This is a genomic window from Mesorhizobium sp. WSM3864, from assembly GCF_002294955.1.
In the GTDB taxonomy this organism is placed as follows: domain Bacteria; phylum Pseudomonadota; class Alphaproteobacteria; order Rhizobiales; family Rhizobiaceae; genus Mesorhizobium.
The window spans coordinates 176521-190704 of the sequence record NZ_NSGD01000004.1 but is presented as its reverse complement, the minus strand read 5'-3'; the positions used below and the strand labels follow the sequence as shown (position 1 = coordinate 190704).

17 protein-coding genes, 1 other RNA gene and 1 pseudogene are annotated in these 14184 nt (G+C 62.8%); 9 read left to right on the top strand and 10 right to left on the bottom strand.

The genetic code is table 11. From position 1 onward, the window contains the following. Window positions 1-73: 73 nt before the first annotated feature. A complete protein-coding gene (locus tag CK215_RS11250) occupies window positions 74-2161 on the top strand; it encodes a DUF3857 domain-containing transglutaminase family protein (RefSeq protein WP_170950277.1) in 2088 nt (695 codons plus the stop codon). 32 nt (window positions 2162-2193) lie between these two features. Here the strand turns inward: CK215_RS11250 and CK215_RS11245 are convergent, their stop codons facing one another. Further along, complete coding sequence (locus CK215_RS11245; RefSeq protein WP_095831120.1) at window positions 2194-3996, bottom strand: ABC transporter transmembrane domain-containing protein; 1803 nt, start codon at window positions 3994-3996, stop codon at window positions 2194-2196. 205 nt (window positions 3997-4201) lie between these two features. On the opposite strand from CK215_RS11245, the gene rpmE reads away from it, so the two are divergent. After that, window positions 4202-4423 (top strand): 50S ribosomal protein L31, encoded by a 222-nt coding sequence (rpmE, locus tag CK215_RS11240; protein ID WP_040974396.1) that lies wholly within the window; start codon window positions 4202-4204, stop codon window positions 4421-4423. Window positions 4424-4514: 91 nt separating this feature from the next. Here the strand turns inward: rpmE and CK215_RS11235 are convergent, their stop codons facing one another. Then, the gene (locus CK215_RS11235) at window positions 4515-5153 is read right to left on the bottom strand and encodes a TetR/AcrR family transcriptional regulator (RefSeq protein WP_095830972.1); all 639 of its coding nucleotides are present in this window, start codon (window positions 5151-5153) and stop codon (window positions 4515-4517) included. Window positions 5154-5264: 111 nt separating this feature from the next. On the opposite strand from CK215_RS11235, the gene CK215_RS11230 reads away from it, so the two are divergent. Then, window positions 5265-6098, top strand: a complete 834-nt coding sequence (locus tag CK215_RS11230) for an NAD(P)H-binding protein (RefSeq protein WP_095830971.1) — start codon at window positions 5265-5267, stop codon at window positions 6096-6098. 1 nt (window position 6099) lies between these two features. Continuing rightward, a pseudogene (locus tag CK215_RS11225) lies at window positions 6100-6575 on the top strand (DUF1772 domain-containing protein). Between the two features lie 29 nt (window positions 6576-6604). Here the strand turns inward: CK215_RS11225 and CK215_RS11220 are convergent. The 3 genes from CK215_RS11220 to CK215_RS11210 form a co-directional block, all read right to left on the bottom strand. Then, the gene (locus tag CK215_RS11220) at window positions 6605-6916 is read right to left on the bottom strand and encodes a SelT/SelW/SelH family protein (RefSeq protein WP_095830970.1); all 312 of its coding nucleotides are present in this window, start codon (window positions 6914-6916) and stop codon (window positions 6605-6607) included. A gap of 33 nt (window positions 6917-6949) precedes the next feature. After that, window positions 6950-7699: a YebC/PmpR family DNA-binding transcriptional regulator gene (locus tag CK215_RS11215; protein ID WP_067001721.1), complete on the bottom strand. Its 750-nt coding sequence runs from the start codon at window positions 7697-7699 to the stop codon at window positions 6950-6952. Window positions 7700-7922: 223 nt separating this feature from the next. Next, window positions 7923-8246 carry a helix-turn-helix domain-containing protein gene (locus CK215_RS11210; RefSeq protein ID WP_095827532.1) on the bottom strand — a complete coding sequence of 108 codons (324 nt, stop codon included), beginning with the start codon at window positions 8244-8246 and terminating at the stop codon, window positions 7923-7925. A 51-nt stretch (window positions 8247-8297) separates the two neighbouring features. Here CK215_RS11210 and CK215_RS11205 point away from each other — a divergent pair, with 51 nt between their 5' ends. Together CK215_RS11205 and CK215_RS11200 are read left to right on the top strand one after the other, a co-directional pair. Continuing rightward, window positions 8298-8780, top strand: a complete 483-nt coding sequence (locus CK215_RS11205) for an SRPBCC domain-containing protein (protein ID WP_095830969.1) — start codon at window positions 8298-8300, stop codon at window positions 8778-8780. 26 nt (window positions 8781-8806) lie between these two features. Beyond that, window positions 8807-9196, top strand: coding sequence for a VOC family protein (locus CK215_RS11200; RefSeq protein ID WP_280953075.1), 390 nt, complete (start codon window positions 8807-8809; stop codon window positions 9194-9196). Window position 9197: 1 nt separating this feature from the next. Here the strand turns inward: CK215_RS11200 and CK215_RS11195 are convergent, their stop codons facing one another. The 5 genes from CK215_RS11195 to ssrS all read right to left on the bottom strand — a co-directional run bounded on the left by CK215_RS11195 (window position 9198) and on the right by ssrS (window position 12402). Further along, window positions 9198-9965 carry a TerC family protein gene (locus CK215_RS11195; RefSeq protein WP_067001713.1) on the bottom strand — a complete coding sequence of 256 codons (768 nt, stop codon included), beginning with the start codon at window positions 9963-9965 and terminating at the stop codon, window positions 9198-9200. Window positions 9966-10045: 80 nt separating this feature from the next. Next, complete coding sequence (locus CK215_RS11190; RefSeq protein ID WP_067319494.1) at window positions 10046-10870, bottom strand: YmdB family metallophosphoesterase; 825 nt, start codon at window positions 10868-10870, stop codon at window positions 10046-10048. A gap of 190 nt (window positions 10871-11060) precedes the next feature. After that, entirely contained in the window at window positions 11061-11486 is a 426-nt protein-coding gene (locus CK215_RS11185) for a DUF3592 domain-containing protein (RefSeq protein WP_095830968.1), read from the bottom strand. Window positions 11487-11579: 93 nt separating this feature from the next. Further along, a complete protein-coding gene (locus tag CK215_RS11180) occupies window positions 11580-12164 on the bottom strand; it encodes a 5-formyltetrahydrofolate cyclo-ligase (protein ID WP_095830967.1) in 585 nt (194 codons plus the stop codon). Window positions 12165-12246: 82 nt separating this feature from the next. Further along, window positions 12247-12402, bottom strand: a non-coding RNA gene (ssrS, locus tag CK215_RS11175) — 6S RNA. Window positions 12403-12552: 150 nt separating this feature from the next. On the opposite strand from ssrS, the gene CK215_RS11170 reads away from it, so the two are divergent. The 3 genes from CK215_RS11170 to CK215_RS11160 all read left to right on the top strand — a co-directional run bounded on the left by CK215_RS11170 (window position 12553) and on the right by CK215_RS11160 (window position 14176). Continuing rightward, complete coding sequence (locus CK215_RS11170) at window positions 12553-13392, top strand: MoxR family ATPase (RefSeq protein ID WP_095782590.1); 840 nt, start codon at window positions 12553-12555, stop codon at window positions 13390-13392. Window positions 13393-13482: 90 nt separating this feature from the next. Continuing rightward, window positions 13483-13929, top strand: coding sequence for a GNAT family N-acetyltransferase (locus CK215_RS11165; RefSeq protein ID WP_095831119.1), 447 nt, complete (start codon window positions 13483-13485; stop codon window positions 13927-13929). 82 nt (window positions 13930-14011) lie between these two features. Continuing rightward, complete coding sequence (locus tag CK215_RS11160; RefSeq protein WP_082953653.1) at window positions 14012-14176, top strand: type II toxin-antitoxin system HicA family toxin; 165 nt, start codon at window positions 14012-14014, stop codon at window positions 14174-14176. Window positions 14177-14184: the final 8 nt, after the last annotated feature.

The window sequence follows — 14184 nt, the reverse complement described above, 5'->3', positions numbered from 1 at the left end:
CAGTGCCGGCCTTTACTTTGGCGGGAAAGACTCTGACAAAGAGTGTTCCTTGCTTCAGTGGGCTTGAACATTGGTGGGTGGCAGTTTTCGTGAGGTCGGGTCGTTCCGTTGCCTCGGTCTGTTTTTGGCCGTACTGGCCGGTCCGATCCTTCCGGCGGATGCTGATGAGGTCGTCCGCAAAGGGCCGGAGGCGGCCTGGATCAGGTCGGTCGATGTCCCGGCGGCCGATCCGGCGCGGGCCGACCAGATCAAGAATGGCATTTCCTGGCTGCTCGCGGACGAGCAGATCATCCATCGCGACTACGGCTATGACGAGTATTCGCGCACGGTCTACAGAATAGTCGACCGTCCCGGCCTTGAGCGGGGCGCCAGCATCGATCTGCAGTTCGATCCGTCCAAGCACAAGGTCACGTTCAACCATCTGCGCATCATGCGCGACGGCGTCGTGCTGGATCGGCTCGATGACGTTAAGTTCGACATTTTCCGGCAGGAGAAGGAGGCCGAAAAGGGCGTCTATGACGGCTGGCTAACCGCTCATGTCAACATTGACGACGTGCGTGTCGGCGACATTGTCGACTATGGCGAGACCTATGAGATCACACCGCACGTCGGCAAGGGCCTGTTCTTCTACAGCTTCTCCACCGAGTGGGAAGACCCGGTGGGGCTGATCCGCACCAGCATCACCTGGCCGGCCTCGCAGCCGCTCGCGATCAAGCCGCGAGGCACCGATATCAAGCCCACCATCTCCGCGTCGGGAACGGACTCCGTCTATCTCTGGGAGATTGCCAATCCGAAGCCTGTCAAGGTGGAGGAGAACGTGCCGACGGAATTCCCGGCCTGGGGATCGATCGACATCTCGTCCACCGCCAGTTGGCAAAGCGTGATCGACGCCGTTCAGCCTTACTACAAGCCGGCCATCGCCTTCCCGCCGGCCTTTGCCGCCAAGCTCGACGAGATCGCTGCGAGGCACCCTTTGCCAGAGGATCGGATGATCCAGGCGATGCGCCTCGTCCAGGATGAGATCCGCTATGTCAGTCTCTCGATGGGCTCCGGGTCGTATATTCCGCGCGATCCGGCGACCGTCGTCCAGAGCGGCTTTGGCGACTGCAAGGACAAGGCGCTGCTGCTTACGTCGGCGCTCGCGCGGCTGGGCGTTTCTGCCCAGGTCGCGCTGGCCGATCTCGACCACGGGCGGGCGCTGGACCAGCACATGCCGGCGTTGCGCAACTTCGACCATGCCATCGTCAAGGCGACGATCGGGACCAAGGCGTACTGGCTCGACGCCACCAATTACCTGCAGGGCGGCTACGCAAGCAATTTCCCGCAGCCGGACTACGGCTTCGCCCTGCCAGTCTTTGGCAGTGGCGAGTTGGAGAAGATGCCCAGTCCGGAGCCTAAAAGCCCAACCATCAAGGTTGCCGAAGAGTTTTTCTTTCCCGACAAACCTGGTGGCCAGCTGACGCTGTCAGTGCTGTCGACCCATGAGGGCGCCGACGCCGACTACATGCGCAGCAAGCTCGCCAGCCGGTCGGTCAGCGAACTGTCCGACGCCTATCTGCAATATTACAGCAAGCGCTACCCCGGCATCGAAAGCGCCGCAAAGCTGGAAATCTTCGACAATCGTGACGGCGACATCATCAATATACGGGAGAGCTATCGGCTGCCGGCTCAAGCGCTGGCCGCCAACGATCTCGCCAAGAACTTCTCGATCAAAGCGGCCGACCTCGGCACCGACCTGCCGACCCCGACCACGGTGGATCGCGCCGGACCCGTCTCGCTTGGGTCGCCCGTTTACCGCAGGCACAGCGTGACGGTGCGCAATCTGAAGGCGAGGTTTTCCGGCGGACAGATGAAGAGTGTCGTCACGCCTTACCTTTCGCTGACGTCGTCCTGGAGCAATACGCCGACCACTTTCGAGGTGCAGTGGGATTTCCGGACGCTGGCTACGCAGGTTCCGGCCAAGGCGATCAGCGATTATCTGAAGTCGGTCAAGGACGTCGGCGACAATCTCGACTGGACATACGACTTCACCTACCAGGATGTGCCTGCGGATCCCCCAGGCAGTGATCCTGACAGGTCGCAACAACAGGTGATCACCGGGGTGCTGCTGGTCTCGATCTTCATAGGCGTGCCGCTTTTGATGGCCCTCCGTCGCAGATAGCCGCACGGCGGTTCCTGCCGAGAAGGCGCGCTCTACTCCGCCGCGCCCTTGAAGGCGCTCGCTCCGGTCTCGAACTGCAGCTTGGCGAGCCGCGCATAGGTGCCGCCCTTGGCGACAAGGCTCTGATGCGTGCCTTCCTCGACGATGCGCCCGCCTTCCATGACCAGGATGCGGTCGGCCTTGAGTACCGTCGCCAGCCGGTGGGCGATCACGATGGTGGTGCGGCCGCGCATCAGCCGCTCCAGCGCCGTCTGCACCAGCGTTTCGCTTTCGGCGTCGAGCGCCGAGGTCGCCTCGTCGAGCAGCAGGATCGGTGCGTCGCGCAGAATGGCGCGGGCGATCGCCACGCGCTGGCGCTGGCCGCCCGAAAGCGTCACACCGCGCTCGCCGACCTGGCTGTCATAGCCCTTTTCAAGCTTGCCGATGAATTCGTCGGCAAGCGCCGCCTTTGCCGCCGCCTCGATCTCGGCATCGCTGGCGCCCGGCCGGCCGAAGCCAATATTGTCGGCAGCACTGGCCGCGAAGATGGTGACGTCCTGCGCCACGATGGCGATGCGCTGGCGGATTGCGGCCGGATCGGCCTGGCGCAGATCGACGCCGTCGATGACGACACGGCCGCTCTCCGGATCGTAGAAGCGCAGGATAAGCGAGAAGACGGTGCTTTTTCCCGCGCCCGAAGGACCGACGATCGCCACCGTCTCGCCGGGCTTCACCTGGAAGCTCAGCCCATGCACGGCGGCCCGGTCCGGCCGCGCGGGATAGGAAAAGGAGACATCGTCAAAGCTGATCGCGCCCTTGGCCTTGGCCGGCAGCGGCTGCGGATCGGCGGGCGCCTGAATGGCGGGCTTCTCGGCCAGGATCTCGGTCAGACGCTCGGCGGCGCCCGCCGCCTGCGACAGCTCGCTCCACACTTCCGACAGCGCGCCGAGTGCGCCGGCGGCGAACACCGAATAGAGCAGGAACTGGCCGAGCGTGCCGGCCGACATCGTGCCGGCAAGCACGTCGCGCGAGCCGAACCAGAGCACCGCCACCACCGATGAAAAGATCATGAAGATGGCGAAGAAGGTGAGAAAGGAGCGGGCGAAGACCGACGTGCGCGCCGCCTCGAAGGCGGCCTCGACGGCGGCCGAGAAGCGCCCCGTCACCAGCTTCTCGTTGGTGAAGGCCTGCAGCGTGCGCACGGCGCCGATCTGCTCGCTGGCATAGGCAGTGGCTTCCGCCAGCGTGTCCTGCGCCAGCCGCGACTTGCGCCGCACCGAACGGCCGAAGGCGACGAGCGGCAGCACGATCAGCGGGATGGCGGCCAGTACCAGGCCGGAGAGTTTCGGGCTGGTGAAGACCATCATCGCCACGGCGCCGACGCCGAGGATGAGATTGCGCAGCGCGACCGATGCCGTGGCGCCGACCGCCGACTTCACCTGCGTGGTATCCGCGGCAAGCCGCGACACGATCTCGCCCGACTGCGAGCGATCGAAAAAGGCCGGCGAGAGCGTCGTGACATGGGAGAAGACATCGCGGCGGATGTCGGCGACGACCCGCTCGCCGAGCGTGATGACGAAGTAGTAGCGGCTGGCGGACGCCGCCGCCAGCACGGCCGCCATCAGCACCAGCGCGGCGAAATACTCGGCAATGAAGGTAGTGCCCGCCGCCTGGAAGCCGTGATCGATCATGCGCCGCACGGCCATCGGCAGGGCCAGCGTCGTCCCTGCTGCAACGATCAGCGATATGATCGCGCCGACCGCCAGTTTGCGGTACCGCATGACGTACGGAAAAAGGTTCCTGAGCGGCCGGACCGAGCGCCTGCGCTCGTCACCACTGACACCAATATCCGCCATGAGCGTTTCCTCTGGCCGCGTGTTCGTCATGCGCTTCAATATGCGCCTGCCGCGGCCTTGTGATTCAATTCCGGCTGATGTATAGGCTCGCCGACCGTTTTAGAAGCCGTGGCTTTTCATTAGCTGCGGCTTCGAGTTTTAAAAAGGGGCGCATCGACGCAGGCCATCGGCCCGTCACCAGCGCCGGCAAGCCAGGAACACGACAATGAAGGCCGATATCCATCCCGACTACCACACCATCAAGGTCGTCATGACCGACGGCACCGAATACCTGACCCGCTCGACCTGGGGCAAGGAAGGCGACACGATGAACCTCGACATCGACCCGACCACGCACCCGGCCTGGACCGGCGGCCAGCAGACCCTGCTCGACCGCGGCGGCCGCCTGTCGAAGTTCAAGAAGCGTTTCGAAGGTTTCGGCCTCTAAGCCTTTCTAAACGTGTCGCAGATCAAAACCCGCCTCCGAGGCGGGTTTTTTGTTGGCCACAGACGCTGCGGGAAACCCGACCAGGTTGTACCTACCCTTCCACCAGCTCCCGCAGCGCCATGCGCTTATAGGCCGCGACCAGCCTGTCGCCCTCCTCCCGGTCGACGGAGATCGCCAGCCGCATGACCGCCTCGCCCATCTGCCAGACTAGCAACGCCGCCGTCTCCATCGCCACGGTATCTGCGCCGGGACGCAACCGCTTCAGCGCCGCGACGAGGAATCGGGCATTGGCCCGGCTGTCGGCCAGTTCGAGTTCGCGCAAGGCCTTGTCGGCCTGCGTGCCCGACCAGATGTCGCGCATCACCGGTTCGGCCAGGAACATCCCGTAATAGATGTCGACCAGCTCCGAAAACGCCTGCTTCAGCCCTTCGGCGTCGCTGACGTCCTTCAACGCCGCCGAAATGCAGGCCTGGCTTTCGGCGGTGTAGCGCTCGGCCAGCGCCCAGACGATCGCCCGCTTGTCGGGAAAGAACTGGTAGAGCGAGCCGATCGACACCCCTGCTCTTTCCGCCACCTCGCCCATGCGCATGGCATCGCTGCCTTGCTCGGCGATCAGCGCCGAGGCAGCGGCAAGCATCCGCTCGACCCGCTCGCGGCTGCGCTGCTGCGTCGGCGCTCGCCGGGGCATTGCGATTTCCTTGTCGAGCTTCGCGGCTACCCTGCCTTGCATGAGCTTCCTCCGAAAGATCCTCGAGAAACTGGCTTGACTCACAAAATACGAGCGGTTATCACGTTTTGCAAACATGAGGATTACTCATATTAAGAAAACGAGGAGATCGAGATGACCGACACGTCACGGAAACCGATTTTGATCCTGGGCGGCACCGGCAAGACCGGCCGGCGGCTGGCCGAACGGCTGACCGCCCGCAGTATCCCGGTGCGGATCGGCTCCCGCGCAGGCACGCCTCCCTTCGACTGGTCGGACAAGAAAACCTGGGGCGCGGCCCTCGACGGCGTCGGCGCCGTCTACATCAGCTACTATCCTGACATCGCGGTGCCGGGCGCCGCCGAAACTGTCGAGGCGTTGGCCAAACTTGCCGTCGAGCGCGGCATCAAGCGGCTGGTGCTGCTCTCCGGTCGCGGCGAGACGGAGGCTCAGCGCGCCGAGGAAATGGTCAAGGTCTCCGGTGCCGATTGGACGATCCTGCGCTGCTCATGGTTCTCGCAGAATTTCAGCGAAGGCTTCCTCATCGAATCCATACTCGAAGGCGAAGTCGCCCTGCCGGTCGGCGCTGTCGGCGAACCCTTCGTCGATGTCGACGATATCGCCGATGTCGCCGAAGCCGTGCTGACGGAGCCGGGCCATGCCGGCCAGCTTTACGAACTCACCGGCCCGCGTCTGCTGAGCTTTGCTCAGGCCGTCGCCGAAATCGGCAAAGCCACTGGCCGCGACATCCGCTATCGGCGGATCTCGCATGCCCAATTCACCGAAACGGTGGCTGCGCACAACCTGCCGCCGGAATTCGCCTGGCTGCTCAACGAGCTCTTCACCGAGGTGCTCGACGGCCGCAACGAATCGCTGACCGACGGCGTGCAGCGCGCGCTCGGCCGCCGGCCGAAAGACTTCTTCGCCTATGCAATCGAAACCGCAGCCAGCGGCGTCTGGAGTAACTGAGATGATGAAAATTCTTCCCGCCCTCGCCTTCATTGCCGCGATCGGCTCTGGCGTGGTCGGCGGCGCTTCTTCGCCTTTTCCAATTTCGTCATGGCAGCACTTGCCAGGCTGCCCGTCCCAGCCGGCATCGCAGCGATGAATTCGATCAACATCACCGTAATTACGCCCGCCTTCATGACGGCGCTTTTCGGCACCGGCCTCATCTGCCTGGTGCTGATTGCCGCCGTCATCATGGGCTGGAGCCAATCGGGCTCGTACTGGCTGCTTGCCGGCGCCGTAATCTATCTCGTCGGCAACCCGATCGTGACCATGGTGTTCAACGTACCGCTCAACGACGCCCTGGCCGCCGTCGACCCGGCCAGCAGCAACGGCGCCGCCGTGTGGGCGAACCATCTGCGCCAATGGGCGATGTGGAACCACGTCCGCACCATCACCGCGATCGTGGCGATGGCCTGCTTCATCCTGGCGCTGATTTGAAGAGAGCGGCCAGCGGATAAAACACCACCTCAGGCGGGGTCCGTCTTCTTGTGCGTCTTGCGGTCGGCGTGTCCCAGATCGCGCTCCGGGTCGATGACATCCCGGACCAGTTGCTTGAGCTTCGCCGCGTCCGGAAAACCGCCGTCGCGCTTGCGCTCCCAGATAAGCTGGTCGTTGCAGGAGATCGTGAAGATGCCGCCGGTGCCTGGCACCAGCGTCACCTCGCCGAGATCGGTGCCGAAGGTCGAGAGCAGCTCCTGTGCCATCCAGCCGGCTCTGAGCAGCCACTGGCATTGCGTGCAGTAGGTGATGCGGACGGCGGGCAGCGGCTTCTCGCTCATGTCGGATCGAGTTCCGCTCATACGGTCAGCCGATCAGGCCGCGCTGAGCTTGGCCATGGTTTCGTCGTCGACCTCGAAATTGGCGTAGACGCTCTGCACGTCGTCGTCGTCCTCAAGAGTGGCGACCAGCTTCATCAGCGACTGCGCCCGTTCTTCATCGACCGGCACGTTGTTCTGCGGCTGCCAGATCGGCTTCACCGACTCCGCTTCGCCGAGCGCGGCTTCGAGCGACTTCGATACCTCGCCGAGATTTTCGAAGCTGCAATAGACGGTGTGGCCTTCCTCGTCCGACTCGACGTCGTCAGCACCGGCCTCGATCGCGGCTTCCATCACCTTGTCCGCGCTGCCGGCCGAAGCCGGGTAATAGATCTCGCCGACGCGGTTCCACATGAACGACACCGAGCCGGTTTCGCCGAGCGCCCCGCCGGCCTTGGTGAAGGCGGCGCGCACATTGGACGCCGAGCGGTTGCGGTTGTCGGTCAGCACCTCGACGATCAGCGCCACGCCGCCGGGGCCATAGCCCTCATAGCGCACGGCCTCGTAGTTCTCGGCATCGCCGGCGGAGGCCTTGTTGATGGCGCGCTGGATGTTGTCCTTCGGCATCGACACCGCCTTGGCGTTCTGCACCGCAAGGCGCAGCCGCGGGTTCATCGCCGGGTCCGGCGTGCCGGTCTTGGCGGCGACGGTGATTTCGCGTGCCAGCTTGGAAAACATTTTCGACCGCACCGCATCCTGGCGGCCTTTCCGGTGCATGATGTTCTTGAACTGCGAATGGCCAGCCATGGCACCCCTGTCGTGTTCGGCTAGAGCATTTCTCGGCCGGGCGCGATCACCCGGCATCGGCAAATGCTCGAATTCAAAATTTCAGAACGCTGCAAGCGTGCCTGCGAAGGCCCGCGGCGCTCTCTGTCGGAATGGCCGGCTTATAGATAAATCGGCTCAATTCGTCCAGCCGGACCGTCGACCCTGACGGCGGACAGACCGAGATTGCCCTTGCAGCGCGGCATCATCCCTCCAGATCCGACTTCAGCCGGTCGAGGATGCTGATCGCATGGCCCGCATATTGGCCGATCCAGCGGTCGTGGATCTGCCTGATCGGCAGCGCGTTGAGATGGTTCCAGCGCTCGCGCCCCTCGCGCCTAGCCACGACCAGATCGGCCTCTTCCAGCACCTTCAGATGCATCATGACCGTGCAGCGATCCATGTCCGGGAAAGCCTCGCAGAGCGCCCCGGTGGTCTGCGGCTGATCCTTGAGCCGGTCGAGCAACTCGCGCCGGCGCGAGTGCGCCAAGGCCTTGAAAACACGATCGTCCGAGGTTTGGCTTGACATGTTATGTTTCTATAACATATTGTTTCACGAGGCAAGGAAGGAGCTGTGGATATGTCTCTTGGATTCAGGATTTCCGGACGCATCGGCAAGCCGGTCGCCGAAGTCTTCGACGCCGTGGTCAACCCGACGAAGCTCAGCGGCTATTTCACCATCATTGGCGGCGCCTCCGCTCCGCTGGTCGCCGGCACCACCGTCACCTGGTGGAAGACGGTGCCGGTCGAGGTCGACGAGGTGATCAAGGATAGGCGCATCGTGCTGCGCTGGGACGCGGCCGACACTGACGGCAAGCCGGCCTACAAGACACGCATCGAGATGAATTTCGAGCCGTTGGACGACGGCGGCACCTTCGTCACCATCGCCGAGGCCGGCTGGCACGAAGGCGAGGTCGGACTGAAGAAATCCTACCTCAATTGCGAGGGCTGGTCGCAGATGCTCGCCTGCATGAAGGCGTATCTCGAATACGGCATCAATTTGCGCGACGGCTATTATCGCGCCGAGATGAAAGGCGAGCCGGCCAACGAGACCAATATTTGACTCCCTTTGAGCGAGGAGGCCCGGCCGTGAAGGTAACGCCGTTCCTGATGTTCGAAGGTCAGGCCGAGGAGGCCATGACCCTCTATTGCGACACCGTTCCAGAAAGCCGCGTTGTCGACGTCACACGCTATGGCGCCGGTGAGGACGGACCCGAAGGCACGCTCAAGCTGGCCCGCGTCGTGATCGGCGGCACGGAGGTCATGGTCTTCAACAGCCCCGTGCATCACGCCTTCTCCTTCACGCCGTCGTTCTCGCTCTTCGTCGACTGTTCCTCCGAGGAGGAGCTCGATCGCATTGTCGGGGTGCTGGCCAAGGACGGCGCGTTTCTGATGCCGACCGACGATTACGGCTTCAGCCGCCGTTTCGCTTGGCTCAACGACCGCTTCGGCGTTTCCTGGCAGATCAACCTGCCCTAGCTTAATGCCCGCCGCCGGACCGCTGCTTCTTTCGACGTCGCGCCAGCATGTTGAGGCCCTCGACCAGCGCGGAAAAACCCATGGCGGCGTAGATGTAGCCCTTGGGCACGTGATAGCCCATGCCGTCGGCAATCAGCGTCATGCCGATCATCAGCAGGAAGCCGAGCGCCAGCATCACGATTGTGGGGTTCTTGGCGATAAAGTTGGCGAGCGGCGTCGCCGCCAGCATCATCACGCTCACCGCCACGATGACAGCGATGTACATGATGGCGATCTCGTCGGTCATCCCGACGGCGGTGATGATGGAATCGATCGAGAAGACGAGGTCAAGCAGCAGGATTTGGAAGATCGCGCCGGCCAGGCTCATCTGCAGTGTGCCGCCCATCATCGAGTCCTGATGATCCTGCGGATCGACCGTGTGGTGGATTTCCTTGGTCGCCTTCCAGACAAGGAACAGGCCGCCGGCGATCAGGATCAGGTCGCGCCAGGAAAAGCCATGCCCGAACGCCGTGAACACCGGTGTCGTCAATTGCACGATGATCGAGATCGTGGCGAGCAGCACCAGCCGCATGCCCAGTGCCGCCGAGATGCCGAGTTTGCGGGCGCGGGCGCGCTGCGCTTCCGGCAGCTTGTTGGTCAGGATCGAGATGAAGATCAGGTTGTCGATGCCGAGCACCACCTCCAGCACCACCAGCGTCAGCAGCGCGATCCAGGCTGTGGGATCGGAGACAAAGGCAAAGTGCGGCGCCAGGAACTCGACAAGCTGCATGGAGGTCGTCCCCTCTACGATCTAGAGCAGTTTTCGCGGGTTTCGTCGCCAGTTAGGTACGACCGGTGCTCATATCAATATCATGACCAGAAGGACGGCGCGGTTTCCTCGAGTCTCGGCCCGCGGCGAAACGGCGCGATCTTCTCGGCGAGCCCGGTGCGGTCGGAAATTTCCACGCCGACGCCGCACAGCGTCGCCGGTCCATTCGCGGCCTCGAAACGACCTTTCGGCACTTTCGACAGGAAGCGGTTGAGCGGCTCTTCCTTGTCCATGCCAAGCGAGGAATCATAGTCGCCGCACATGCCGGCGTCCGAAATATAGGCGGTGCCGCCGTTGAGTATCTGATGATCGGCGGTCGGCTGGTGCGTGTGGGTGCCGACCACAAGGCTGGCACGGCCGTCGACGAAATGCGCGAAGCACATCTTTTCCGAAGTCGCCTCGGCATGGAAATCAATCACTACCGCGTCGGCCTGTTCGCCAAGCGGACAGGCGGCAAGCTCGCGCTCGCCGGCCTGGAACGGATCGTCGAGCTCGGGATGCATGAAGACGCGCCCCATGATGTTGGCGACCAGCACCCGCGCGCCGTTCCTGGCGATATAGACGCCGGAACCACGCCCCGGCGTGCCCTTGGGAAAATTGGAGGGGCGCAGGAAGCGCTCCTCGCGCGGCGCGAAGACCAGCGCGTCGCGCTGGTCCCAGACATGGTTGCCGGTGGTGACGACATCCGCGCCCGCCGCGAGCGTCTCGCGAAAAATCTCCTCGGTGATGCCGAAGCCGCCGGCGGCGTTCTCGCCATTGACGATGACGAAGTCGAGCTTGAAGTCGGATATCAAGCCCGGCAGCTGTTCCCACACCGCCGTGCGCCCAGTTTTTCCAACCATGTCGCCGAGGAAGAGAAGTCTCATACGATCCCGCGTCGAAAGTCCGCCAAGCAAAAGCTGCATGACTTTCCGCAAAAGATCATGCGTTTCTCAACCGCTTTTCTACAATTGCGGCGTGAACCGGCGCAACCCGCTCCCGGTGAGTATTTCCGGGATGATCACATGATGGTCTTATACGGCACCACCGCCTCGTCCTAGCAGCCGAAGGCGACGTCTAACGCACGCTCCGTCCGCGCAGCCAGAAAAACCAAACGTAGAAGACGGTGAAGCCGCCGGTACCTGCAAGGATCAACAGCATGCCGCGCCAGCCCTTCATTCCGGCGGTATCGAGGGTCGATGGATCGCCAGGGTCGTAGTAGAATTTCACCTTGTCGCCGATCGACGCCTCGTGGAGACCGACAAGGTTTCCCTTTCCGGACCAGGTCATCGGCACGTCGTCAACCACATAGGCGAGGGCGACATTGATGCGCTCTATGGCGAGGCCATTTTTGTGCATTTCAGTGAAAGGACTGACATCCGTCACGGTAGCGACCGTCTGCCCCCAGGCGGCTTGGTGGTACAGGGTGGTTCCGGTGATATGCAATCCCATCGCAAACAGTGCTGCCGCGATCAGAGCAAACGGCATCAGGATGAATCGCATGAAGACAAATCCCCTTGCTAACCTCAACTTGGATTGGATAGCAGGAATACTGTTGGATAGGTATTGGAATCGCGCGAAGCGGATCGGAATATTCTAAGAGGCGGTAAACCGGCGTAACCCGCTCTCGGTGAGTATTTCCGGGATGATCACGTCATGGTTCTCATCCGGCACTTGCGCCACCTCCTGGCAGTCGAACGCAATGCCGATCAGCCGCGGCGGCAGCCCTTTGTCGGCCAGCCTGGCGATCGCCCGGTCGTAATAGCCGGCGCCGTAGCCGATCCGGTGGCCGCGCGCGTCGAACGCCGCGAGCGGAACAAACATGAGCGAGGGGTCGAGCTCTTCGGCCTCCTCGTGCGGTCCGACCGTGCCGAAACCCATCTCGACCATTGGCGCGCCGCGCACCAGCTCGCGGAAGACGATGATTGTCTTGTCGAGGATCGCCGGCAGGCAAAGCCTGGCGCCTTTCTCGCGCAGCGCGAACATCAGCGGCCGCACATCGACCTCGGAGCGCATCGGCCAGAAGCCGGAGACGATCTGGCCCGGTTCGACAGCGATCTGGTCACGCGCCGTCTCAGCCATTTCGAGCGCGATCTCGACCCGCCAGAATTCGTCCAGCGCATCCCGCCGCGCCAGAGCTTCCTTGCGAAGCTGTTTTTTCAGGTCTTTTGATGAGGTCATGCGCAGACCTTAGAAAAGGTCGTATCCGGACGAAGTTGCAGGAGCGACGCCTTCTACCGCATCAAATTCAAAAACGGGAGAGTGGCGATCCACACAACCGGTGGAGAGGTCGATCCCGGGTGCCTACAAAGTAGGTGGGCGCCGTGTGAGAAAACCCACGGGTCTTCCCAGGGACAGCTCCCTAAGGATCGATAAGGCCCCGGGGATAAGTTTCTCCTGCCGGGAAGCGCAGACCGCCAAAACCAATATAGGCCCATGGTTGACCGAGCGCCAGAAGGACACCGCTCCAAGCGGCCGCAAATCTGCGTCATGAGCCTTGCGGCGTTGCCATGCCTTGCACAGCCTGGCCAGCGTCCTTAGGGTCGCGGCCCAACGATCAGGAGAAGAAATGCGTTTCGAAGGCACCGCGGCTTACGTCGCCGATAAGGATTTGATGGTGGCGGTCAACGCCGCGATCGCTCTGGAGCGACCGTTGCTGGTCAAGGGCGAGCCGGGCACCGGCAAGACCGAACTCGCCCGTCAAGTGGCGGCGGCGCTCGGCCTCGATCTCATCGAATGGAATGTCAAATCGACCACCAAGGCGCAACAGGGCCTCTACGAGTATGACGCCGTCTCGCGGCTGCGCGACAGCCAGCTCGGCGACGACCGGTTCAGCGACATCAAGAACTACATCAAACGCGGCAAGCTGTGGGACGCCTTCGCGGCACCGAAAAAGGTCGTTCTCCTGATCGACGAGATCGACAAGGCCGACATCGAATTCCCCAACGATCTTCTGCAGGAACTCGACCGGATGGAGTTCTTCGTCTACGAGACCGGCGAGACCATCCGCGCCGAATTTCGGCCGATCGTCATCATCACCTCCAACAACGAGAAGGAGCTGCCGGACGCCTTTCTGCGCCGCTGCTTTTTCCACTACATCCGCTTCCCCGATATCGAGACGCTGCACCGGATCGTCGACGTGCATTATCCCGGCATCAAGCAGAATCTCGTGCGGGCCGCGCTTACCCAGTTCTACGAGATCCGCGACGTGCCCGGGCTGAAGAAGAAACCATCTACCTCCGAAGCGCTCGACTGGATCCGACTGCTGGTCGCCGACGACATCGCGCCGGAGGATCTGCGCGCCGATCCGAAGAATATGTTGCCGAAGCTGCATGGGGCGCTGCTCAAGAACGAGCAGGACGTGCACCTCTTCGAACGCTTGGCCTTCATGGCCAGGCGCCAGCAATAGGCTTGGCAGCAATAGCGCTTTGTCCGTCTGTGGACCGTTGCCGACAGGCGGCGGTTGCCGCAGCTTCCGACCAAAACGTTGGAGGAAAACATGTCCGAGATCACCGTCCGCCCGCTTGCCCAGTCCGACCGCTCCGACTGGCGCCGGCTATGGACCGCCTACCTCACCTTCTACGAGACCAAGCTGCCGGACGAGGTCTACGACGTCACCTGGAAGCGCCTGTTCACGCCTGGCGAGTTCGAGCCGAAAGGCTTTATCGCCACGCTTGAGGGCAAGGCCGTCGGCGTGACCCACTATCTCTACCACCGCTCCTGCTGGTCCGAGGTCAACACCTGCTATCTGCAGGATCTGTTCGCCGACCCCGAAGTGCGCGGCAAGGGCATCGGCGCGGCGTTGATCAAAGCGGTGCAGGACGAGGCCGGCAAGATCGGCGTGAAGAACGTCTACTGGATGACGCACGAGACCAACGCCACCGCGCGCCGGCTGTACGACCATGTGGCGCGGCGCACGGGCTTCATCGAGTACGATCTGTTGTGAAACGGTTGAAACCGGTCCAGCTGCGCAATATATTGCGCATTGGAAAGCCGCCGTGCCGCTGATTGAGACTAACACGCGCTAGATCATAGCGCGGCTTTTGCGCGACGGCTGGTCGAGCGTCGGAGGCGGCAAGCACGACAAATACGAGCACCCGGGAAAACCGGATGTGACCATCATCGTGCCGCGGCACCGCGAGCAATCTCCGGGCGTTGCACGCTCGATCGCCAAGCTCGCCGGATGGATTTGAGGCCTGAT

Bases quoted from the DNA above. Each gene is read 5' to 3' on its own strand.
- CK215_RS11245 (WP_095831120.1), bottom strand. From the start codon at position 3,996: ATGGCGGATATTGGTGTCAGTGGTGACGAGCGCAGGCGCTCGGTCCGG.
- rpmE (WP_040974396.1), top strand. From the start codon at position 4,202: ATGAAGGCCGATATCCATCCCGACTACCACACCATCAAGGTCGTCATG.
- CK215_RS11235 (WP_095830972.1), bottom strand. From the start codon at position 5,153: ATGCAAGGCAGGGTAGCCGCGAAGCTCGACAAGGAAATCGCAATGCCC.
- CK215_RS11230 (WP_095830971.1), top strand. From the start codon at position 5,265: ATGACCGACACGTCACGGAAACCGATTTTGATCCTGGGCGGCACCGGC.
- CK215_RS11220 (WP_095830970.1), bottom strand. From the start codon at position 6,916: ATGAGCGAGAAGCCGCTGCCCGCCGTCCGCATCACCTACTGCACGCAA.
- CK215_RS11215 (WP_067001721.1), bottom strand. From the start codon at position 7,699: ATGGCTGGCCATTCGCAGTTCAAGAACATCATGCACCGGAAAGGCCGC.
- CK215_RS11210 (WP_095827532.1), bottom strand. From the start codon at position 8,246: ATGTCAAGCCAAACCTCGGACGATCGTGTTTTCAAGGCCTTGGCGCAC.
- CK215_RS11205 (WP_095830969.1), top strand. From the start codon at position 8,298: ATGTCTCTTGGATTCAGGATTTCCGGACGCATCGGCAAGCCGGTCGCC.
- CK215_RS11195 (WP_067001713.1), bottom strand. From the start codon at position 9,965: ATGCAGCTTGTCGAGTTCCTGGCGCCGCACTTTGCCTTTGTCTCCGAT.
- CK215_RS11190 (WP_067319494.1), bottom strand. From the start codon at position 10,870: ATGAGACTTCTCTTCCTCGGCGACATGGTTGGAAAAACTGGGCGCACG.
- CK215_RS11185 (WP_095830968.1), bottom strand. From the start codon at position 11,486: ATGCGATTCATCCTGATGCCGTTTGCTCTGATCGCGGCAGCACTGTTT.
- CK215_RS11180 (WP_095830967.1), bottom strand. From the start codon at position 12,164: ATGACCTCATCAAAAGACCTGAAAAAACAGCTTCGCAAGGAAGCTCTG.
- CK215_RS11170 (WP_095782590.1), top strand. From the start codon at position 12,553: ATGCGTTTCGAAGGCACCGCGGCTTACGTCGCCGATAAGGATTTGATG.
- CK215_RS11165 (WP_095831119.1), top strand. From the start codon at position 13,483: ATGTCCGAGATCACCGTCCGCCCGCTTGCCCAGTCCGACCGCTCCGAC.